The sequence below is a fragment of the Pseudomonas sp. AS2.8 genome (assembly GCF_014190935.1).
Taxonomy (GTDB): domain Bacteria; phylum Pseudomonadota; class Gammaproteobacteria; order Pseudomonadales; family Pseudomonadaceae; genus Chryseomonas.
This window is the reverse complement of record NZ_JACHVV010000001.1, coordinates 1,436,170-1,456,031: the sequence shown is the minus strand read 5'-3', so window position 1 is coordinate 1,456,031 and position 19,862 is coordinate 1,436,170. Positions and strand designations below refer to the sequence as shown.

The window sequence follows — 19,862 nt, the reverse complement described above, 5'->3', positions numbered from 1 at the left end:
CTTGACGCTCTCCTGGGTTCAATTTACTTTTTGCGTAAACCTATTACGCATAATGGGTGGCCCAGGTGAACAGACAAGAACAAGCAGCACCGCCCGTGACCTACCAGGCCGGCTTTGGCAATCATTTCAGTACCGAGGCCCTGCCGGGTGCCCTGCCGATCGGGCAGAATTCGCCGCAACGCGCGCCCTTCGGCCTCTATGCCGAGCAACTCTCCGGCACGGCCTTTACCGTGCCGCGCCACGAGGCCCGACGCTCCTGGCTGTATCGGCTTCGGCCATCGGCCGCCCATGGCCGCTTCGAGCGCTGCACCGGCCAGTTGACCGGCGCCGAACTGGGCGCGCCCACGCCCAATCGCCTGCGCTGGAATCCCTTGCCGATCCCGGCCGCCGCTACGGATTTTCTCGGCGGGCTGGAGCGGATCGTCGCCACCGCCGCAGCCGACCAGGCCGAAGGCGTCAGCCTCTATCGCTATGCCGCCAATGCCAGCATGACCGCCGTCTTCTACGACGCCGACGGGGAATTGCTGATCGTGCCGGAGCAGGGACGCCTGGAGCTGGTGACCGAGTTGGGCCTGCTGCGCCTCGAACCGCTGGAGGTCGCCGTGATTCCACGCGGCCTGAAATTCCGGGTCGAGGTGGTAGCGGGCGAGCCGATACGGGGTTATGTCTGCGAAAACCACGGGCGATCCCTGCGGCTGCCCGAGCTGGGGCCGATCGGCAGCAACGGTCTGGCCAATCCGCGAGACTTCCAGGCACCCGTGGCCCGCTTCGAGGATATGGAGGCACCCACCCGGCTGGTGCAGAAATTCCTCGGCGAACTCTGGGAGACCGAGCTGGATCACTCGCCGCTGGACGTGGTCGCCTGGCACGGCAACAACGTGCCCTACAAATACGACCTGCGCCGCTTCAACACCCTCGGCACGGTGAGTTTCGATCATCCGGATCCGTCGATCTTCACCGTGCTGACCGCCCCGGGCGCCAGCGAGGGGGTGGCCAACATCGACTTCGTGATCTTTCCGCCGCGCTGGATGGTCGCGGAAAACACCTTCAGACCGCCCTGGTTCCACCGCAACCTGATGAACGAATTCATGGGCCTGATCCAGGGCGCCTACGACGCCAAGGCCGATGGCTTCGCGCCGGGTGGCGCCTCCCTGCACGGCTGCATGAGTGCCCATGGCCCGGACCATGTTTCCACCCAGAACGCCATCGCCGCCGAATTGCGGCCGCACAGGATCGAGAACACCATGGCCTTCATGTTCGAAACCGGGCGCGTCCTGCGACCGACCCGTCACGCCCTGGCCTCGCCGCTGCTGCAGCCCGACTACGACGCCTGCTGGGCGGGCCTCACCAACACCTTTGTCGCGCCTGGCGCGGGAGAATCGGCATGACCCACGAATTGCCCAGCTGGGTGGCCTCGGCCAACGGCCATGCGGATTTCTCCCTGCACAACCTGCCGATGGGTGTGTTCAGTCGCGGCGAGGAGACGTCCCGCGGGGGCGTGGCCGTGGGTGACTTCATCCTCGACCTGGGCTTCGCCCTCGAAGCCGGGCTGTTCCGTGGCGAGGCCCAGCGGGCCGCCGAACTGGCCGCCCAGGAGACGCTGAATACCTTCTTCGCCGCCGGCCGGCCGGCGCGGGTCGCCTTGCGCCAGGCGCTGCAGGCGTTGCTGCGCGCCGACCATCCGCAGCGCGAGCAGCTCGAGGAGCTGGCCGAGTATCTGCTGGCACCGCAGAGCGCCTGCCGGATGCACCTGCCTGCGCGGGTCGGTGACTACACCGACTTCTATGTCGGCATCCACCACGCCACCCAGATCGGTCGGCTGTTCCGCCCGGACAATCCGCTGCTGCCCAACTACAAGCACGTGCCCATCGCCTACCATGGCCGCGCCTCGACCCTTGGCGTGTCTGGCGAGGCGTTCAAGCGACCCAAGGGGCAGACGCTGCCGCCCGGGCAGGAGGCGCCCGTGTTCGGGCCGTGCCGGCGGCTGGATTACGAGCTGGAGCTGGGCATCTGGATCGGTCCGGGCAATGCCCAGGGCGAGTCCATCGCCATCGGTGACGCGGCGGAGCATATCGCCGGTTTCTGCCTGCTCAACGACTGGTCGGCGCGGGATATCCAGGCCTGGGAATACCAGCCCCTGGGACCCTTCCTGTCGAAGAGTTTCGCCAGCACCCTGTCGCCCTGGGTAGTGACCGCGGAAGCCCTGGCGCCCTATCGCCAGGCGCAGCCGGCGCGGCCCGCCGGGGATCCCCAGCCCCTGGCCTATCTGTACGACGAACGCGACCAGGCCCAGGGCGCGCTGGACATCGAACTGGAGGTGCTGTTGCGCACGCCGCGCATGGTGGAGCAGGGGCTGCCCGCCCAGCGGATCGCCCTGAGCAATACCCTGAACATGTACTGGACGGTGGCGCAGATGGTGGCCCATCACACCGTCAATGGCTGCGCCCTGCAGCCCGGCGACTTCTTTGGTTCGGGCACCCTGTCCGGGCCGGATGCCGACAGTTGCGGCAGCCTGCTGGAGCTCACCCAGGGCGGCAAGCAGCCGCTGCAGCTGCCAGGCGGCGAGACCCGTACCTTTCTGGAAGACGGTGATGAGGTCACTCTCAGAGCGCGCTGTCAGCGGCCCGGGCTGCCCGCGATCGGCTTTGGCGAATGTCGCGGCCAGGTGCTGGCGGCGGGCTAGGGCGACGTGGATCGCTACCGACCTGAGCGCCGTTGACAAGGCCCCTGGGCAGGTGCAGATTCCTTTTAACGTAATGAACTTACGCATAATAAGAAGCCGACAGGCAAGCGCGGGGCAGTGTCGATGGACCTCTTCACCTATTACCGTTCGACCTCGGCCTATCGGGTCCGCCTGGCGCTGGCGCTGAAGGGGTTGGACTACCATGCCGTACCGGTCAATCTGCTGGCCGGCGAGCAGCGTCAGCCGGCCTATCGCGCGCTCAATGCCCAGGGACGACTGCCCAGCCTGCGCCTCGACAGCGGCGAGGTGCTGAGCCAGTCGCCCGCCATCCTCGAATACCTGGAAGAACGCTATCCTGCGGTTCCGCTACTGCCAGCCGAGCCGCTGCTGCGCGCCCGTCATCGGGGTGTCGCCGCCCTGATCGCCTGTGATGTTCATCCGCTGCACAACGTCTCGGTGCTCAACCGCCTGCGCGGTCTGGGCCTGGAAGAGCCGGCCATCCTCGACTGGATCTCGCACTGGATCGGCGAGGGCCTGGCGGCGGTGGAGACGCAGATAGGGCCCGCGGGCTTCTGCTTCGGCGACGTGGGGCTGGCGGACGTCTACCTGCTGCCCCAGCTCTATGCGGCGCGGCGTTTCCAGGTGGACCTGTCGCCCTATCCGCGCCTCCTGCGGGTGGAGGCCCAGGCCGCCGCGCATCCGGCCTTTCAGCAGGCGCGCCCCGAGGCTCAGCCGGATACCCCGGCACAGGTGGCCCCGTGAAACGCCTGGGCTGTCAGCTGCTCCTGGGTGACTTCCTCGCCCGCAGCGTGCGCGGCATTTCCTGCGCGCCGCCCTTGACGGGCTGCTAGCCCGCGTTACCGACAACGTCCGTCACGTTACCCGTCAAGGAGCCAGTCATGGCCGATCTGTTTGAAAATCCCATGGGTCTCATGGGTTTCGAGTTCATCGAATTCGCCTCGCCCACGCCCAACGTCATCGAACCCGTGCTGGAAAGTCTCGGCTTCAGCCACGTTGCCAACCACCGATCCAAGGATGTGGTGCTGTTCCGCCAGGGCGATATCAACGCCATCGTCAATCGCGAGAAGACCGGCCATGCGGCCTATTTCGCCGCCGAACATGGTCCTTCGGTCTGCGGCATGGCCTTCCGTTGCCGCGACTCCCACCACGCCTATGCCAAGGCGCTGGAGCTGGGCGCCCAGGCGGTGGAAATGCCCACCGGACCGATGGAATTGCGCCTGCCGGCGATCAGGGGCATCGGCGGCGCGCCGCTGTACCTCATCGATCGCTACGAGGAGGGCAGCTCCATCTACGACATCGACTTCGTCTTCCTAGACGGGGTCGAGCGCAAGCCGGTGGGGGCTGGTCTCAAGGTGATCGATCACCTGACCCACAACGTCTATCGCGGGCGCATGGCCTACTGGGCCGACTTCTACGAGCGACTGTTCAATTTCCGCGAGTTGCGCTACTTCGACATCAAGGGCGAGTACACCGGTCTGACCTCCAAGGCCATGACCGCACCGGATGGCCTGGTGCGCATCCCGCTCAACGAGGAATCCTCCCGCGGCGCCGGGCAGATCGAGGAATTCCTCATGCAGTTCAACGGCGAGGGTATCCAGCACGTGGCCTTTCTCACCGACGACCTGGTCGCCACCTGGGATCGGCTCAAAGCCTGTGGCACCCGCTTCATGACCGCGCCGCCGGAGACCTACTACGAGATGCTCGAAGGGCGGGTGCCCAACCATGGCGAACCGGTGGAGCAGCTGAAGGCCCGCGGTATCCTCCTTGACGGTAGCTCCGAAGGTGGCGAGCGCCGCCTGCTGTTGCAGATCTTTTCCCAGACCCTGCTGGGGCCGGTGTTCTTCGAATTCATCCAGCGCAAGGGCGACACCGGTTTTGGCGAGGGCAACTTCAAGGCGCTCTTCGAATCCATCGAGCGCGACCAGGTGCGGCGTGGGGTACTGAGCACCTCGGAGTAGCCTCTCCCGTAGCTCCACTGGCTTGCCCAGCGGTGGAGGCGCCTCTAAGGTGACGGCGCGCCATGCCGGCGTCCTTCAACCTCCGAGGTAGCCATGGAGCTGAGTCAGACCCTGGCGCAGGAAATCGTCGAACGCGCCATGCGTATCCTGCCCGGCAACGTCAATGTCATGGATGCGGCCGGGCTGATCATCGGCTCGGGCGATCCCGCGCGGCTGTTCACCCGCCATGCCGGCGCGCGCCAGGTCATCGCCGAGGGCCGTGCCGTGGCGCTGGATGCCGTCGCCGCCGCACGGCTGGCCGGCGCCCAGGCCGGTATCAATCTGCCGTTGTATCGCGCGGGTGAGCTGGTGGGCGTGCTTGGCGTGTCCGGGGAGGACGCCGAGCAGTTGCGCCTGCCCGCCGAGCTCCTGCGCCTGACCGCGGAAATGCTCATCGAGCAGGCCGCCGGCCAGCCGCCCGTGACCAGCCGCATGACCGCACCCTTGCTGCGTCAGCTGCTCGCACCGGGCGCCGCGCCCGAACTGGGGCGCCACGCCAGTCTCCTCGGCTTGCGGCCGGAGTTGCCACGGGATGTCCTGCTGCTCGAATTCGCCGTGCCTGCGCCGGGCTTTGGCGACTGGGCGCAGCAGCGGCTAGCGCACAGCTGGTGCCTGCCGCGCGAAGAAGGGCAGTGGCTCTGGTATCGGCCCGGCGCGGAAGCGCCCGAGGCGCTGCTGGCGGAGCTGCCGGGGCAGGGCTGGTCGTTGCGGCGCAGTGCCTGGATCCCCGAGGCCCGACCCTGGACGGGGCTGGCCGAGACGAGCCAGCGGGCCGTGGATCTGCTGGCGGTGGCCCGACGCCTGCGCCCTGATCTCGTCCGGGTGGCGCAGGACCACCTGGCCCTGCCTACCTGGCTCCAGGGTCAGGCCCAGCGCTCGCACGGTACCTGGTTGCTGGAGCCGCTGCTGCGCCTGCGCCAGGCTGACCGGGACGGCCAGCTGCTGGCGACGCTGCGCAGCTGGTTCGCCCAGGACGCCAGCCCCCAGGCCTGCGCCGAGGTGCTGGGCCTGCATCGCAATGGCCTGCGGCATCGACTGGAACGGATCCAGGCGCTGACCGGCCGGGATCCGCGGCGTTTCGCCGAGGCCGCCGAGTTGTACTGCGCGCTGCTGTTGCTGGATCAGGACTGGGCGATTCCACAGCCCTGACCTCACCAAGCTGGGCTTTTGTCCTGTTGTGGCGCCGGCTGAACCGGGAAACACTCGGCGCATAACAACGGAGAATCGCCCATGAAAATCGTCGTCGCCCCTGATTCCTTCAAGGAAAGTCTGTCCGCTGCCGGTGTCGCCCGCGCCCTGGCCCGTGGCCTGCGTCAGGCCCTGCCCGAGGCTGAGGTCATCGAGTGCCCGCTGGGCGACGGCGGAGAAGGCACCCTGGATGCCGTACTGGCCGCGACCGGCGGCGAGGTGCGCGAGGCGCGGGTGACCGGTCCCCTGGGCGAGCCGGTGACCGCCCGCTGGGGCTGGCTGGCCGAGCAGCGTACCGCCTTCGTCGAGATGGCCAGTGCCAGCGGCCTGGAGCTGGTCTCCAGAACCCGGCGCGACGTGCTGGTCGCCACTTCCCGCGGCACGGGCGAACTCCTGCACGCCGCGCTGGACGCCGGTGCCGAGCGCCTGGTGCTGGCCATCGGCGGCAGTGCCACCAATGACGGCGGCGCGGGCGTGCTCCAGGCCCTTGGCGTCCGGCTGCTGGACGGGCAGGGCCAGGCGCTGGCACCGGGCGGTGCGGCGCTGGCCTCCTTGGCCAGCCTGGACGTGACGGGCCTGCATCCGCGCCTGGCGGCGGTGGAGGTGGTCATCGCCGCCGACGTCGACAATCCGCTCTGTGGTCCCCAGGGCGCCAGCCAGATCTTCGGCCCGCAGAAGGGCGCCTCACCCGAGCAGGTGCGGGAGCTGGACGCGGCCCTGGCGCATTTCGCCACGGTCACCGCCACGACCCTGGGCCGTGATGTCAGCGAGCAACCGGGAGCCGGCGCCGCCGGTGGCGTCGGCTTCGCCGCTCTGGCCTTTCTGCAGGCCACCTTTCGTCCCGGCATCGAGGTGGTCGCGGAACTGGTGGGTCTGGAAGAAGCCCTGCAGGGCGCCGATCTGGCGGTGACCGGGGAAGGGCGGCTGGACGGCCAGACCCTGAGGGGCAAGACCCCGGCAGGCGTACTGCGCCTGGCCCAGCGCCACGGCGTGCCGGTGGTGGCCGTGGCCGGCTCGCTGGGCGAAGGCTACGACGCCCTCTATCAACAGGGCCTCGCCGCCGCCTTCAGCCTGGTACCGGGCCCGCTCAGCCTGGAAGAGGCCCTGGCCCAGGCCGAAGGGCTGCTGGAACGCACCGCCCGCGATATCGGTCGGCTGTGGCAGGCGGCGCAGAGCTGAGATCGATCAATCGACTTCGCTGGCCGGCTCTTCGAGGTGGTCGATACGCTGGAAGCGTTCCACCAGGAAGTCGATGAAGTGGCGCACCTTGGCCGATAGGTGATGGTGTTCGGAATAGACCGCATAAACATCTGCCGAAGGCGGTCTGGCGTCCTCCAGAACCCGACGCAGCCGCCCGCTACGCACGTAGCGGGCGATGTCCCATTCCGCCCGAAGCAGGATGCCGCGGCCCTCGAGTGCCCAGTTCAACGCCACCTCACCATCGTTGCAGCTCAGGTTGCTGCGGACCTTGATGCTGCGGGTGCGCGACCCTTCGAGAAACTCCCAGACGCCGTGGATGCTGTCGTTCTGTCGCAGGAAGATGCAGTTGTGCGTTGCCAGATCCTGCAACCGTTGCGGTGCACCGTAGCGCTCCAGATAAAGCGGTGAGGCGCAGAGCAAGCGGCGATTGCTGGCAATGCGTCGGGCGTGATAGCCCGCGTCCGGGGCCACGCCGAAGCGGATGCCCAGGTCCAGCCCGTGGGCAGCCAGTTCCATGGGATGGTCGCTGAGCAGCAGTTGAGTCTCCACCTCCGGGTAGCGGTCGATGAAGGCTGCCAGCGCCGGGCCTATGTAGCGTCTACCAAAGCCCAGGGAAGCGTTGATCCTCAGCAGGCCTTTGGGCTGGCTCCGGCGACTGGCGACCATGTCTTCCACTGCTTCGATGTCACCGAGAATGCGCCCGGCATGGCGGAAATAAAGCTCGCCCTCGGGCGTGAGACCCAGGGAGCGAGTGGTCCGGTTGACGAGCCGAACGCCTAACCGTTTTTCCAGTGCGGTCAGTCGTTTACTGATTGCAGAGGGCGTGATGCCCAGCTCGCGTGCCGTGGCGGCCAGGTTGCCCTGCTGGGCCAGTTGGTGAAAAAAGGTCAAATCCTGGGGGCGACTCATTATCAACCTCAGTTCACGTAAGTGATGAGTTCAGGTGAATCTTAGCTCAGGTTTCACTACCTATACTCGGCCCAGCGCTGCCAGTCGGCGTCTCACCCAACGAACCAGAGCACAGGGCCCAGCCATGAAGAACTACAAGATCGCAGCCATTCCCGGAGACGGTATCGGGGTCGAAGTCATTGCCGCCGGCCTTGAGGTCCTCGAAGGCCTGGCCAGGCGCCTGGGCAGTTTCGCCTTTGATGTCAGCCACTACCCCTGGGATTCGGAGTACTACCTCGAGCATGGTCACTACATCCCGGAAGGGGGGCTGGACGAGATCAAGCAGGCCGATGCCATCTTTTTCGGCGCGGTAGGAAGCCAGAAGGTGCCGGATCATATTTCCCTCTGGGGCCTGCGGCTGCCGATCTGCCAGGGCTTCGACCAATACGCCAACGTGCGGCCGGCGCGGGTGTTACCCGGGGTTAAAAGCCCGCTGACCAACGGCCAGGCCATTGACTGGGTGATCGTGCGGGAGAATTCCGAAGGCGAATACTCCGGCAGCGGTGGTCGGGTCCACCAGGGGCTGCCCATCGAGGTAGCCACCGAGGTCTCCACCTTCACCCGCGTCGGCGTCGAGCGTATCCATAGATTCGCCTTCGAACTGGCCCGCAGCCGGCCGGCCAAGCACCTGACCCTGGTGACCAAGTCCAACGCCCAACGCCACGGCATGGTGTTGTGGGACGAGGTGTTCGCCGAGGTGGCGAAGGATTATCCGGACGTGCGCACCACCCGCGAACTGGTGGATGCAGTGACCACCACCATGGTGCTCAAGCCGAGCAACCTGGACGTGATTGTCGCCACCAACCTCCACGCTGACATCCTCTCTGACCTGGCCGCAGCGCTTTCCGGCAGCCTGGGTATCGCGCCTACCGCCAATCTCAATCCCGATCGGAGTTTTCCGTCGATGTTCGAGCCCATCCACGGCTCAGCCTTCGACATCACCGGCAAGGGCGTCGCCAACCCCATCGCTACCTTCTGGACCGCGGCGCTGATGCTCGACCACCTTGGCGAGCGCGAGGCCAGTGCCCACCTGATGCGGGCCATCGAGGAGGTCACCGCCAGCGGCCTGCACACGCCAGACCTGGGCGGTACGGCCACCACGCGCCAGGTCACCGACGCCGTGCTGGAGCTGATCGCCCGCTAGCTCGGCGTTCCCACCCGCGGCGAGCTAGCGGGTGGGAAGGCCTCAGCACTTTCACGGGCGACCGCCCGCCGGCGCGGTCGCTTCCATTACAAGAACAACAATGGATATCCCATGAAGCGCCTACTCGGAAAACTCTACGTCCAGGTTGTCATCGCGGTTATTGCCGGCGCCTTGCTCGGCGTCTTTTACCCGGACTTCGCCACCTCGCTCAAACCCATCGGCGATGCCTTCATCAAGCTGATCAAGATGCTGCTCGCGCCGGTGATCTTCCTTACCGTGGTCACCGGTATCGCCAAGATGAACGACATGAAGGAGCTGGGCCGGGTGGGCATCCGCGCCTTCATCTACTTCGAGGTGGTCTCGACCCTGGCGCTGATCGTCGGGCTGGTAGTGGTCGATACCTTCAAGCCCGGCGCTGGCATGAACATCGATCCAGCCACCCTCGACAGCTCCGCCATCGCCAGCTACACCGAGGCCGCCAAGCATGAATCCTTCATCGCCTTCATGATGCAGATCATCCCCAACACCCTCGGGGATGCCTTCGCCAAGGGCAACATCCTGCAGATCCTGCTGTTCTCCATCCTGCTCGGCGTGGCCCTGGCACGCTGTGGCGACAAGGGCAAGCCAATCATCCGCACGCTCGACAGTCTGATGCACGGCATGTTCGGCATCGTCAACATCGTGATGCGTCTGGCGCCGCTGGGGGCCTTTGGCGCCATTGCCTTCACCATCGGCAAGTATGGCTTCGGTTCGCTGTTCTCCTTGGGCAAGCTGATGGCCTGCTTCTATGTGACCTGCATCCTGTTCGTTGCTTTGGTGCTGGGACCGATCTGTCGAGTCGCCGGCTTCAGCCTGTGGAAGCTGCTCAGGTACCTCAAGGAAGAGCTGTTTACCGTGCTGGGCACCAGTTCGTCGGAGTCGGTGCTGCCGCAGATGATCCGCAAGATGGAAAACGCCGGCTGTTCGAAGCCGGTGGCCGGCATGGTCATCCCCTCCGGCCTGACCTTCAACCCGGACGGCCAGGCCATCTACTACACCGCCGCCGCGACCTTCATCGCCCAGGCCACCAACACGCCGCTGAGTCTGACCGACCAGCTCATCATCATGGCTGTGTTGATGCTCACCTCCAAGGGTTCGGCCGGCGTCACCGGTTCCGGTTTCATCACCCTGGCGGCGACCCTCGCCAGTCTTGGCACCATCCCGGTGGCCGGCATGGTGCTGCTGCTGGGCGTAGACCGCTTCATGTCGGAGGCCCGGGCCATCACCAATACCATAGGCAATGGCGTAGCGACCCTCGTCATCGCACGCTGGGTCGGAGCGCTGGACATGGCTCGCCTAAAGACCGCGCTGGATGGCAAGGCAAATCCCGCTTTTGAGGCGGAGGTACAGGAACGTGCGGCGATGGCTGAGCCGGGCCTGTCCGCCCTGGGTCGCAAGGCGCTCTAGCCCTCTATTGCTGGTCGGTTGGCGGGATATGCCTCATGCTGGCGATCCCGCTTCCGACCGACTGCCGCGATGACCTCGTCTGCGATCCTGCGTACCGGCCTGCTGACCGCGGCCCTGCTGCTGACAGTGCCTGCCGTCCAGGCGGCCATTCCCAGTCTCAAACCGGCCAACATCTGTGTGCGCAGCGCCTTCGTGCTGCGCTGCCAGGACGGGCAGGGTGGCTGGTACGGGGTGGCGGTGCAGGGCAACGACACCCTGATGCGTGGCTACGATGCGGTCTCTGGTCGCTCCTGGGCGCAGACCAGCACCCGCCTGGGACGGCTGCAGTTCTTCAGCGGCCTGACCAGCGACGGTAATCTCTGGCTGGGCCGCACCCGGCAGCTGGGCTGGAACGTCATCAGTCGCTTCTCCACGTCCCAGGGCGACCGCGCCCGCACCAGTTGCAACCGGGTGGCGGGGTGCGAGTGGCGTTAGGTGAACCGGCCAATCGGCTCACCAGATGAGCTGATTAGCCGATTTATTCGGCTCAGGCGTGACGCCCAGGTCGGGTTGATACCTGATTGCCAGTTCAACCCAGCGCCTGAGTCAGCAGCGCGAACTGATCCAGGCCATCGCGCGACAACGGCGCCTTGCCCCGGGCCATCTGCTCGACCTCATCGACCTGGGGAACGCCGATTTCGCTCAGCCAGGGATTGAGACCGCTGCGGGCCGTCACGTCGAATCTCACGTAACGCCCTTCGGCATGGCGCAGCAGGGCGAGGATCAGGGCCTTGGCCTGGTCGGTGGATTCGGCGATCACCGGACCGACCGACAGGCCGCGGCCGTAGGGGCGCAGCAGGGCGAAACCGCGCAACTGGCCCTCCTGTTCCAGGCCGACGATGCGCTCGGCCTGGGGCAGCAATTCCTGCAGCAGGGCGCTGCGATCCAGGCCGGTAGCGGCCTGGGCGAGGGGCTCCAATCGGGGCGCCGCTGCCGGGGTCAGCTCACGGACCTGGCCTTCCAGCGGATGGTGCTCACCCATGGCCGGCAGACTCGCCACCTGATGCTGATAGATACGCTCATAGGATTCGAAGCCCTGGCTGCGGTACAGCGGGGCGCCACGCAGGGTGGCGACCAGCAGGGGCGTGCGGTTGCCGGCCAGTTGCAGCAGGCCGTCCATGAGGCGGCGGCCATGGCCCTGGCCCTGGTGGCTGTCGGCGACGATCACCAGGCCGATGGTGGCGAAGTCGCCCTGGGGCACGCAGAAGCCGGTGCCGAACACGCCCTGGTCATCTTCCAGCACCAGGCCTTCGCCGGTATGGAACAGGCATTCCCAGTCAGCCAGTCGGTGTGGCCAGTGCAGCGCCTGGGACAGCTGGTGGGCGGTGGCGAGGTCGGTTTCGCGCAGGGGTCTTAAGGTCGCGTGGGACACGGTAGGTCTCCGGTTCGGGTCTGGCTAATTCAGGCGTCAGCCTAGCAAGCCGCGACGGCAGATTCGGTTGCCGGTGGGCGGGCGCGCCACTGCGCGGCACCGAAGGCCCCTGCCAGTTCGGCAAAAGATGGCGACCCGCGCGCCTAGCATGGGGCCAAGCCCACAGCCCTAGCGGAGCGCGCCATGGCCTCGTTCGACCCCAGAGCAATTGCGGTTCGTTGTGCCCATTTCATCGGGGGTCGCACCTGCGACGCCCAGGCCGAGCTGGAGGTGTTCCGGCCCTCCGATGGCGGCTTCCAGAGCGGGTTGCCGTGTGCCTCGGCGGATCTGGTGGACGAGGTGGTGGAGGGCACCTGGCGCGCCTGGAAGGCCAGCGACTGGGCCAGCCGGCCGCCGCGCGAGCGGGCGCGGGTGATGCGCCGCTGGGCCGATCTGGTCGAAGCCGATGGCGAAATTCTCGGCCCATTGGAGGCGGTGGGTTCGACCCGTCCGCTGCGCGAGGTGCTGGCCTGGGACATCCCCTATGTCGCCGAGGGCATCCGTTTCTTCGCCGAGTTCGCCGACAAGCACGGCGGCGAGGTGGCGGCCACCGCCACCAGCCACCTGGGCCTGCAGATCACCGAGCCCTATGGCGTGGTGGGCGCCATCGCGCCCTGGAATTTTCCGCTGAGCATGGCCGGCTGGAAGATGGCGCCGGCGCTTGCGGCGGGCAATGCCGTGGTGATCAAGCCGTCGGAGCTGACGCCTTTTTCCATTCTGCGTCTGGCGGAGCTGGCCGTGCTGGCGGGTCTGCCGGCCGGCATCCTCAGCGTGGTCCAGGGCGATGGCCGGACCACCGGCGACGCCCTGTGCCGCCATCCGCGCATCGGCAAGGTCACCTTTACCGGCTCCACCGGGACCGGCACCGCCATCATGACCGCCTGCGCCGAAAGCGGGCCCAAGCCGGTGACCCTGGAGCTGGGCGGCAAGAGTCCGCAACTGGTGTTCGCCGACGCCCCGGATCTGGCCCGTACCGCCCGTAGCGTGGCCGCCGCCATCACCGGCAACGCCGGTCAGGTGTGCGTCTCGGGCTCGCGGCTGCTGGTACAGCGTGCCGCCCTCGAGCCGATGCTGGAGGGCATCCGTGCGGCCTTCGCCGCCTTGCGCCCAGGGCCGACCTGGTCGGCGGAGGCCACCCTGGCGCCGATCATTTCCCATCGCCAGGGGCAGCGCATCCAGGACATCGTCTCCCGCAGCCGGGCGGCCGGTGCGGAGATCCTGGTCGGCGGCGCCCTGGAGGAAGGCATGGGCGGCGCCTACTATCAGCCGACGCTGATCGCCGGGGTCGGCGCGGACAACCCTGCGGTGCGCGAAGAGATCTTTGGCCCGGTGCTGACCGTGCAGGTGTTCGACGAGGAAGCCGAGGCGCTGGCCCTGGCCGACCATCCCACCTACGGCCTGGCCGCCGGGGTGCACACCGCCGACCTCGGGCGGGCGTTGCGCCTGACGCGGGCGCTGGAAGCCGGTACCGTCTGGGTCAATCGCTATGGCCGCAGCCACGACTGGATCATTCCCACCGGCGGCTACAAGAGGTCCGGCATCGGCAAGGACCTGGGCCGCGCCGCCTACGAGGCGACCCTGCGCAGCAAGAGCGTGCTGATCGACCTGGAGCATTCCTGAGGTCGCCGCAAACAATGCTGGGCCCTACCGCTAAAACGGTTTTTTCTGTCTCCCGCGGCGCCTGAAAACGGACAACTGTCAGGCCCGCCGATGCTGTAATGCTTGCCAGGGACGCGACCGGCGTCCCGGCCTCTCACTCATGACCCCTGTCAAAGGACCCTTGCCATGACCGCCTTTCGGCCCAAGTACATCACCTTCGACTGCTACGGCACCCTGACCCGTTTCCGCATGTCCGACATGGCCCGCGAGATGTTCGCCGACCGCATTCCAGCCGAGGCGATGGACCAGTTCTGCAAGGATTTCAACGGCTATCGCTTCGACGAGGTGCTCGGCGCCTGGAAACCCTATTCGGAGGTGCTGTACTCGGCGGTGGAACGTACCTGCAAGCGCTGGGGCATCTCCTTCACCGACGCCGAGGCCAATGCCTACTACGAGGCGGTGCCGAGCTGGGGGCCGCACCCGGACGTGACCGCGGGCCTGGCCAAGATCGCCGACAAGATCCCGCTGGTGATCTATTCCAACGCCGCCGACGAGCAAATCATGTCCAACGTCGACAAGCTGGGCGTACCCTTCCACCGGGTCTTCACCGCCGAGCAGGGCCAGGCCTACAAGCCGCGCCTGCAGGCCTTCGAATACATGCTGGACAACCTGGGTTGCGGCCCGGAAGACGTGCTGCACGTGTCGTCGAGCTTTCGCTACGACCTCATTCCGGCCGACTACATGAACATCAAGAACAAGGTGTTCGTGAATCGCGGCCATGAGCCGAGCACGCCGTTCTACAGCAACACCGAGATCAAGGACATCGGCGGCCTGGCCGCGGTCGTCGGTCTCGAATAACCCCCTGAGCTGCCGGAGCGCCCGCCCATGAGTCTTGGCCCAGCATCGTCCGATTCCTACTGGCTCGCGACCGCGCCGGGCTTTACCGGGGCCACCCCCGGGCCGGTGGCGGGCGAGGTGGATGTCGTCGTCATCGGCGGCGGCTTCACCGGACTCTCCGCGGCAGTCGCCTTGCGCCGGCGCGGTGCCAGCGTGGCGGTGCTGGAGGCCGGTCGGGTGATCGGCGAAGCCTCCGGGCGCAACGGCGGCCACTGCAACACCGGCGTCGCCCAGGACTACGCGGCCCTGCACGCCAGCCTGGGCGCCGAAAAGGCCCGGGCCTTCTACCAGGCTTATGCCGATGCGGTGGCCAGCGTCGAGGCGGTGATCGCCGAAGAGGGCATCGCCTGCGACTTCCACAAGGCCGGCAAGCTCAAGCTGGCGGCCAAGCCGCAGCACTACGACAACCTCGCGCGCACCTGCGAATTGATCCGCCAGGAGGTGGACCCGCAGGTCGAACTGCTCAGCGCCGCCCAGGTACGGGTCGAGGTGGCGTCCGACGATTTCCATGGGGGGCTGCTGCAGCACAACGGCGCCCAGATGCACATGGGGCGCTTCGGCGTGGGACTGGCGGACGCGGCGGTGCGGCGGGGCGCCCAGGTCTACGAAGGCACGGCGGTCAGCGATCTGCAGCGCCTGCCCGATGGCAGCTTTCGCGTGGTCAGCGCCAAGGGCGAGCTGCGCGCCCGCCAGGTGCTGGTGGCCACGGGTAACGCCAGCGTCGGTCCCTTCCAGTGGTTTCGGCGCCGCATCGCCTCGGTGGGCAGTTTCATCATCGCCACGGCGCCCCTGCCCAAGGCGCAGCTGGACGAACTGCTGCCCAATCGGCGCACCTATGTCACCAGTCGCATCATCGGCAACTATTTCCGCACCACCCCGGATCACCGCCTGATCTTCGGTGGACGGGCGCGTTTCGCGCTGTCCGATCCGCGCCAGGACGCCAAGAGCGGCGCCGTGTTGCGCGCCGCCCTCGGCCAACTTTTTCCCAGCCTGGCCCAGACGCCCATCGACTATTGCTGGGGCGGCCTGGTGGACATGACCGCCGACCGCCTGCCCCGCGCCGGCGAGCAGGATGGCCTGTTCTATGCCATGGGCTACAGCGGCCACGGCGTGCAGATGTCGGTGCACATGGGCCGGGTGATGGCCGAGGTGCTGGAAGGCCGTAGCCAGGCCAATCCCTGGCGGGTGCTGGACTGGCCGGCCATTCCCGGGCATTTCGGCAAGCCTTGGTTCCTGCCCCTGGTGGGCCTCTACTACCGGGTCCAGGATCGCCTGCACTAGGCCTTGATCCAGCGACCGCCCATCCAGGCCCTGCCACGCAGCGCCTGGATGGGCGGTTTTTTCGTTTTTGCACCGCAGCCTCCAGATACAGCCGTCGCCGCTGCGCAGAAACTGCCGCCGCCGCGGGCTTGGCGTGGTCATCCAGCCTCTCGTCCCGGTACGCAGTACGCTCGGCCAACCCAAGCGGAACGCCGCGCCAGCGCGCCAAAGGCGGGCGTTGCAGGCTTCGATGCGCCGTCGCGACGCACACCGCAAACAATGCTGAGCGGCTTGGTCAAAACGGTCTTTTCTGTCTCGCCGTGGGGCCAAATCGACGGTAATCGACGAGGGGGCGGTGCTGTAATGAACCAGGCCGCATGACAAGGCGGCCAAGCGGACAGCTCCGCGCTCCCGGGGAGGGGCCGCGCGGACTGGCGACCAAGTCCCCCACGAGCGAGCCGACATGACCGAGAAAAAGACTGGAAGTCCCCTGATAGGAGCTGCTGAAAGCGTTCGGGCCTTCGAGGCCCTGCATCGGGGGGTGTCGCGGCGCGACGCGCTGCGCCTGGTGGGCGCCGCCGGATTGCTGGCGACCGGGGTGGGCAGTCTGCTCGGTCGTGATGGCCAGGCCTTCGCCGCAGAAGATGCGGTCACCGGCACCCCGCGTCGCGGCGGTCGGGTCCGCGCGGCGGCGGCCGGTTCGTCCACCGCCGACACCCTGGATCCGGCAAAGGGCTCGTTCTCGGGCGACTATGCCCGCCAGTATTTCTTCTACAACGGCCTGACCGTCTTCGACAGCCATCTGCAACCCCAGATGGCCCTGGCCACCAGCGTGGAGACCCAGGACGCCCTGACTTGGACGATCAAGCTGCGCCAGGGCGTGCAATTCCACAACGGCAAGACCTTCGACAGTGCCGACGTCGTCTACTCGCTGCTGCGCCACAAGGACCCGGCGGTGGGTTCCAAGGTCAAGGCGCTGGCCGACCAGTTCGCCGAGGTCACCGCGGTGGCGCCCGACGAGGTGCGCATCCGCCTGGTATCGCCGAACTCCGAGTTGCCCGCGGTGCTGGCCATCTCGCCGTTCCTGATCATCGCCGACGGGACCAAGGACTTCTCCACCGCCAACGGTACCGGGCCCTTCAAGGTCAAGGAATTCAAGCCGGGCGTGCGCACCGTGGGCGTGCGCAACGAAAACTACTGGAAGTCCGGCAAGCCCTATCTGGACGAGATCGAGCTGATCGGCATCGGCGACGAGCCTTCGCGGGTCAACGCCCTGCTAGCCGGCGACGTCCAGCTCACCGTGTCGGTGGATCCGCGCTCCGCCGAGCGCCTCAAGCAGAGCGGCAAGCTCAAGGTGGTGGCCAACACCTCGGGTGGCTACACCGATCTGATCATGCGCATTCCCAACCGACCCTTCGACGATCCCAATGTGGTCGAGGGCATGAAGCTGCTGTTCGATCGCGAGCAGATCCTCAAGTCGGTGTTTCTCGGCTACGGCACCATCGGCAACGACCAGCCGATCATGCCCGGCACGCCCTATTACGCCGCGGACCTGCCCCAGCGGCCCTATGATCCGGACAAGGCCAAGTTCCTCTTCCAGAAGGCCGGCATCGCCGGGGCGAAGCTGCCCCTGGTGACCTCCACCGCCGCCGACAATGCCAACGAGATGGCCCTGGTGCTGCAGCAGTCGGCGCGCCAGGCCGGGCTCAACCTGATGGTCAACCGGGTCAGTGCCGACGGCTACTGGAACAGCCACTGGATGAAGGACCCGCTGGGCTTCGGCAACATCAACGCGCGGCCCACGGCCAACATCCTGCTGTCGCAGTTCTTCAAGTCCGATGCGCCCTTCAACGAGTCGGGCTGGAAGAACGAGCAGTTCGACCAGCTGCTGGTGGCCTCCCGCGGCGAGACGGATGTCGCCAAGCGCAAGCAGATGTATGCCGACATGCAGCTGCTGATCCACCAGCACTGCGGCATCGGCCTGCCGATCTTCACCAGCTCCATCGATGCCCACTCGCCCAAGCTCGGCGGCTACGGGATCATCCCCATCGGCGGCTTCATGGGCTACATGTTCGCCGAGCACGTCTGGCTCGAGGCCTGACGCCCGGTGCCTCACGGCGAGTCGGTCCCCAGGGCCTGGCTCGCCGCTCCACGCTCAAGCAGGAGGTGGCTTTGGACCTTTCCGTCTTCACTCTCATCGCCAGACGCCTCGCGGGCGGGTTGCTGACCCTGCTCATCGTCTCGTTGCTGGTGTTCTTCGTCTCCGCGCTGCTGCCGGGCGATGCCGCGCAGCAGGCGCTGGGGCAGTTCGCGCTGCCCGAGCAGGTCGCGGCGCTGCGGGCCCAGATGGGCCTCGACCAGCCGGCCCTGCTGCGCTACGTCCACTGGCTGAGCGGCCTCCTGCACGGCGATCTCGGCCAGTCGCTGGCCAGCCAGATGCCCATCACCAGCATGATCGGTGACCGCCTCGGTGGCTCCCTGATGCTGGCCGGGGTCACCGCCCTGGTATCGGTGCCCCTGGCGCTGGGCCTGGGCATCGTCTCGGCGATGAATGCCGGGGGGCGGCTGGATCGCGCCCTCAACGTCTTTACCCTGGGCATCGTCGCGGTGCCGGAATTCCTGGTGGCGACCCTGGCGGTGCTGGTCTTCGCCGTGCACCTGCAATGGACCTCGGCGCTGACCTTCGCCCATGACATCGACGGCCCCCTGGACTTCCTGCGCGCCTATGCGCTGCCGGTGGGCACCCTGTGCTGCGTGATCGTGGCGCAGATGGCGCGGATGACCCGCGCCGCCCTGGTCGAGCAGCTGCAGAGTCCCTATGTGGAGATGGCCCGGCTCAAGGGCGTCGGGCCGGTGCGCGCCGTCCTGCGCCACGCCTTGCCCAATGCCGTGGGCCCCATCGCCAATTCCATCGCCCTGAGTCTTTCCTACCTGATGGGCGGGGTGGTGATCGTCGAGACCATCTTCAACTACCCGGGCATCGCCCAGCTGATGGTGGACGGCGTCGCCAGTCGCGACCTGCCGCTGATCCAGGCCTGCGCCATGCTGTTCTGCTGCGCCTACCTGGTGCTCATGACCCTGGCGGATCTCTGCGCCATCCTGTCCAATCCGAGGCTGAGAACGCTATGACCCGACCCGTGATTCCCGTACGTGCCGCGTCCGTCGTGCCGGTGGATGGCAAGACCCTCGATGCCCAGCTGTCACCGCCGCGGACCCGCCGGCGCAGCCGCTGGTCGCTGACCGCGATCCTCGGCGGCGTGCTGGTGGCCTTCTGGCTGTTCATCGCCGTGTTCGGCGCCTGGCTGACACCCTACGATCCGGGCGCCCTGGGCGACAGCGCCATCCTCGCCAGCTACAGCGCCGCTCACCCGCTGGGCACCGACTACCTGGGTCGCGACGTGCTCAGCCGCATCCTCGATGGCGCTCGTTTCACGGTCGGGCTGGCGCTGATCGCCGCCGTGCTCTCCTGCGTGCTGGGCACCGGGCTCGGTCTGCTGGCGGCGCTGTCCGGCCGCTGGGTGGACGAGCCGCTGTCGCGGCTGATCGATGCGCTGATCTCGCTGCCGAGCAAGATGCTGGCGCTGGTGATGGTCTCGGCCTTCGGCTCCTCGGTGCCGCTGTTGATCGTCATGGCGGTGGTGGGCTATGCCCCCGGTTGCTATCGCATCGCCCGCAGCCTGGCGATGAACCTCACCGAGCTGGAGTACGTCCAGGTCGCCCGCACCCGCGGCGAAGGCCGGCTGTACATCGCCCTGCGCGAGATGCTGCCCAACATGCGCCTGCCGCTGCTCACCGACCTGGGCCTGAGATTCGTCTACATCGTGCTGCTGCTCAGCGGCATGAGCTTTCTCGGACTCGGCGTGCAACCGCCGAATGCCGACCTGGGCTCCCTGGTGCGGGAAAACATCGGCGGTCTGGCCGACGGCGCCCCGGCGGTACTGATGCCGGCGCTGGCCATCGGCACCCTGACCGTGGGCGTCAACCTGCTCATCGACCGTTTCGGCGCACGACGCCGGGGAGGGCGCTGAG

General features: G+C 67.1%; 17 protein-coding genes. 15 read left to right on the top strand and 2 right to left on the bottom strand.

All coding sequences use genetic code 11. The features are described from left to right. Positions 1 to 65 precede the first annotated feature (65 nt). The 6 genes from hmgA to FHR73_RS06565 all read left to right on the top strand — a co-directional run bounded on the left by hmgA (position 66) and on the right by FHR73_RS06565 (position 7,068). Positions 66 to 1,388, top strand: a complete 1,323-nt coding sequence (gene hmgA / locus FHR73_RS06590; protein WP_183630107.1) for a homogentisate 1,2-dioxygenase — start codon at positions 66 to 68, stop codon at positions 1,386 to 1,388. Further along, positions 1,385 to 2,683 (top strand): fumarylacetoacetase, encoded by a 1,299-nt coding sequence (gene fahA / locus FHR73_RS06585; RefSeq protein WP_183630106.1) that lies wholly within the window; start codon positions 1,385 to 1,387, stop codon positions 2,681 to 2,683. The genes hmgA and fahA overlap by 4 nt, the downstream gene beginning before the upstream one ends. 123 nt (positions 2,684 to 2,806) lie before the next feature. Further along, positions 2,807 to 3,445 carry a maleylacetoacetate isomerase gene (gene maiA / locus FHR73_RS06580; protein WP_183630105.1) on the top strand — a complete coding sequence of 213 codons (639 nt, stop codon included), beginning with the start codon at positions 2,807 to 2,809 and terminating at the stop codon, positions 3,443 to 3,445. A gap of 137 nt (positions 3,446 to 3,582) precedes the next feature. Beyond that, positions 3,583 to 4,662: a 4-hydroxyphenylpyruvate dioxygenase gene (gene hppD, locus FHR73_RS06575; RefSeq protein WP_183630104.1), complete on the top strand. Its 1,080-nt coding sequence runs from the start codon at positions 3,583 to 3,585 to the stop codon at positions 4,660 to 4,662. A 93-nt stretch (positions 4,663 to 4,755) separates the two neighbouring features. Next, positions 4,756 to 5,850, top strand: coding sequence for a sugar diacid recognition domain-containing protein (locus FHR73_RS06570; protein WP_183630103.1), 1,095 nt, complete (start codon positions 4,756 to 4,758; stop codon positions 5,848 to 5,850). An 81-nt stretch (positions 5,851 to 5,931) separates the two neighbouring features. After that, positions 5,932 to 7,068 carry a glycerate kinase gene (locus tag FHR73_RS06565; protein WP_183630102.1) on the top strand — a complete coding sequence of 379 codons (1,137 nt, stop codon included), beginning with the start codon at positions 5,932 to 5,934 and terminating at the stop codon, positions 7,066 to 7,068. A gap of 6 nt (positions 7,069 to 7,074) precedes the next feature. Here FHR73_RS06565 and FHR73_RS06560 read toward each other — a convergent pair whose 3' ends face one another. Then, on the bottom strand, positions 7,075 to 7,998 hold the full coding sequence (locus FHR73_RS06560) for a LysR family transcriptional regulator (RefSeq protein ID WP_183630101.1): 924 nt from the start codon (positions 7,996 to 7,998) through the stop codon (positions 7,075 to 7,077). 124 nt (positions 7,999 to 8,122) lie between these two features. Between FHR73_RS06560 and FHR73_RS06555 the strand changes: the two genes are divergently transcribed. From FHR73_RS06555 to FHR73_RS06545, 3 genes are all read left to right on the top strand, one after another. Continuing rightward, entirely contained in the window at positions 8,123 to 9,181 is a 1,059-nt protein-coding gene (locus FHR73_RS06555; protein ID WP_183630100.1) for a tartrate dehydrogenase, read from the top strand. Between the two features lie 111 nt (positions 9,182 to 9,292). Next, a complete protein-coding gene (locus FHR73_RS06550; protein ID WP_183630099.1) occupies positions 9,293 to 10,627 on the top strand; it encodes a dicarboxylate/amino acid:cation symporter in 1,335 nt (444 codons plus the stop codon). A gap of 69 nt (positions 10,628 to 10,696) precedes the next feature. Further along, positions 10,697 to 11,101: a hypothetical protein gene (locus tag FHR73_RS06545; RefSeq protein ID WP_183630098.1), complete on the top strand. Its 405-nt coding sequence runs from the start codon at positions 10,697 to 10,699 to the stop codon at positions 11,099 to 11,101. A 94-nt stretch (positions 11,102 to 11,195) separates the two neighbouring features. Here FHR73_RS06545 and FHR73_RS06540 read toward each other — a convergent pair whose 3' ends face one another. Further along, entirely contained in the window at positions 11,196 to 12,038 is an 843-nt protein-coding gene (locus FHR73_RS06540; protein WP_183630097.1) for a GNAT family N-acetyltransferase, read from the bottom strand. 183 nt (positions 12,039 to 12,221) lie between these two features. Here FHR73_RS06540 and FHR73_RS06535 point away from each other — a divergent pair, with 183 nt between their 5' ends. From FHR73_RS06535 to FHR73_RS06510, 6 genes are all read left to right on the top strand, one after another. Further along, complete coding sequence (locus FHR73_RS06535; protein ID WP_183630096.1) at positions 12,222 to 13,697, top strand: aldehyde dehydrogenase; 1,476 nt, start codon at positions 12,222 to 12,224, stop codon at positions 13,695 to 13,697. A gap of 165 nt (positions 13,698 to 13,862) precedes the next feature. Then, a complete protein-coding gene (locus tag FHR73_RS06530; protein ID WP_007161789.1) occupies positions 13,863 to 14,534 on the top strand; it encodes a haloacid dehalogenase type II in 672 nt (223 codons plus the stop codon). 27 nt (positions 14,535 to 14,561) lie between these two features. Continuing rightward, complete coding sequence (locus FHR73_RS06525; protein WP_183630095.1) at positions 14,562 to 15,854, top strand: FAD-binding oxidoreductase; 1,293 nt, start codon at positions 14,562 to 14,564, stop codon at positions 15,852 to 15,854. 442 nt (positions 15,855 to 16,296) lie between these two features. Further along, complete coding sequence (locus tag FHR73_RS06520) at positions 16,297 to 17,934, top strand: ABC transporter substrate-binding protein (protein WP_183630094.1); 1,638 nt, start codon at positions 16,297 to 16,299, stop codon at positions 17,932 to 17,934. A 71-nt stretch (positions 17,935 to 18,005) separates the two neighbouring features. Further along, positions 18,006 to 18,962, top strand: coding sequence for an ABC transporter permease (locus tag FHR73_RS06515; RefSeq protein WP_183630093.1), 957 nt, complete (start codon positions 18,006 to 18,008; stop codon positions 18,960 to 18,962). Further along, complete coding sequence (locus FHR73_RS06510; protein WP_183630092.1) at positions 18,959 to 19,861, top strand: ABC transporter permease; 903 nt, start codon at positions 18,959 to 18,961, stop codon at positions 19,859 to 19,861. Before FHR73_RS06515 ends, FHR73_RS06510 begins: the two co-directional genes overlap by 4 nt. The last annotated feature ends 1 nt before the right edge of the window (position 19,862 follow it).

Coding starts and splice junctions, on each gene's coding strand:
- FHR73_RS06570 (WP_183630103.1), top strand. CDS start 4,756: ATGGAGCTGAGTCAGACCCTGGCGCAGGAAATCGTCGAACGCGCCATG.
- FHR73_RS06545 (WP_183630098.1), top strand. CDS start 10,697: ATGACCTCGTCTGCGATCCTGCGTACCGGCCTGCTGACCGCGGCCCTG.
- FHR73_RS06535 (WP_183630096.1), top strand. CDS start 12,222: ATGGCCTCGTTCGACCCCAGAGCAATTGCGGTTCGTTGTGCCCATTTC.
- FHR73_RS06530 (WP_007161789.1), top strand. CDS start 13,863: ATGACCGCCTTTCGGCCCAAGTACATCACCTTCGACTGCTACGGCACC.
- fahA (WP_183630106.1), top strand. CDS start 1,385: ATGACCCACGAATTGCCCAGCTGGGTGGCCTCGGCCAACGGCCATGCG.
- FHR73_RS06510 (WP_183630092.1), top strand. CDS start 18,959: ATGACCCGACCCGTGATTCCCGTACGTGCCGCGTCCGTCGTGCCGGTG.
- FHR73_RS06565 (WP_183630102.1), top strand. CDS start 5,932: ATGAAAATCGTCGTCGCCCCTGATTCCTTCAAGGAAAGTCTGTCCGCT.
- FHR73_RS06550 (WP_183630099.1), top strand. CDS start 9,293: ATGAAGCGCCTACTCGGAAAACTCTACGTCCAGGTTGTCATCGCGGTT.
- FHR73_RS06525 (WP_183630095.1), top strand. CDS start 14,562: ATGAGTCTTGGCCCAGCATCGTCCGATTCCTACTGGCTCGCGACCGCG.
- FHR73_RS06560 (WP_183630101.1), bottom strand. CDS start 7,998: ATGAGTCGCCCCCAGGATTTGACCTTTTTTCACCAACTGGCCCAGCAG.
- FHR73_RS06520 (WP_183630094.1), top strand. CDS start 16,297: ATGACCGAGAAAAAGACTGGAAGTCCCCTGATAGGAGCTGCTGAAAGC.
- maiA (WP_183630105.1), top strand. CDS start 2,807: ATGGACCTCTTCACCTATTACCGTTCGACCTCGGCCTATCGGGTCCGC.
- FHR73_RS06555 (WP_183630100.1), top strand. CDS start 8,123: ATGAAGAACTACAAGATCGCAGCCATTCCCGGAGACGGTATCGGGGTC.
- hppD (WP_183630104.1), top strand. CDS start 3,583: ATGGCCGATCTGTTTGAAAATCCCATGGGTCTCATGGGTTTCGAGTTC.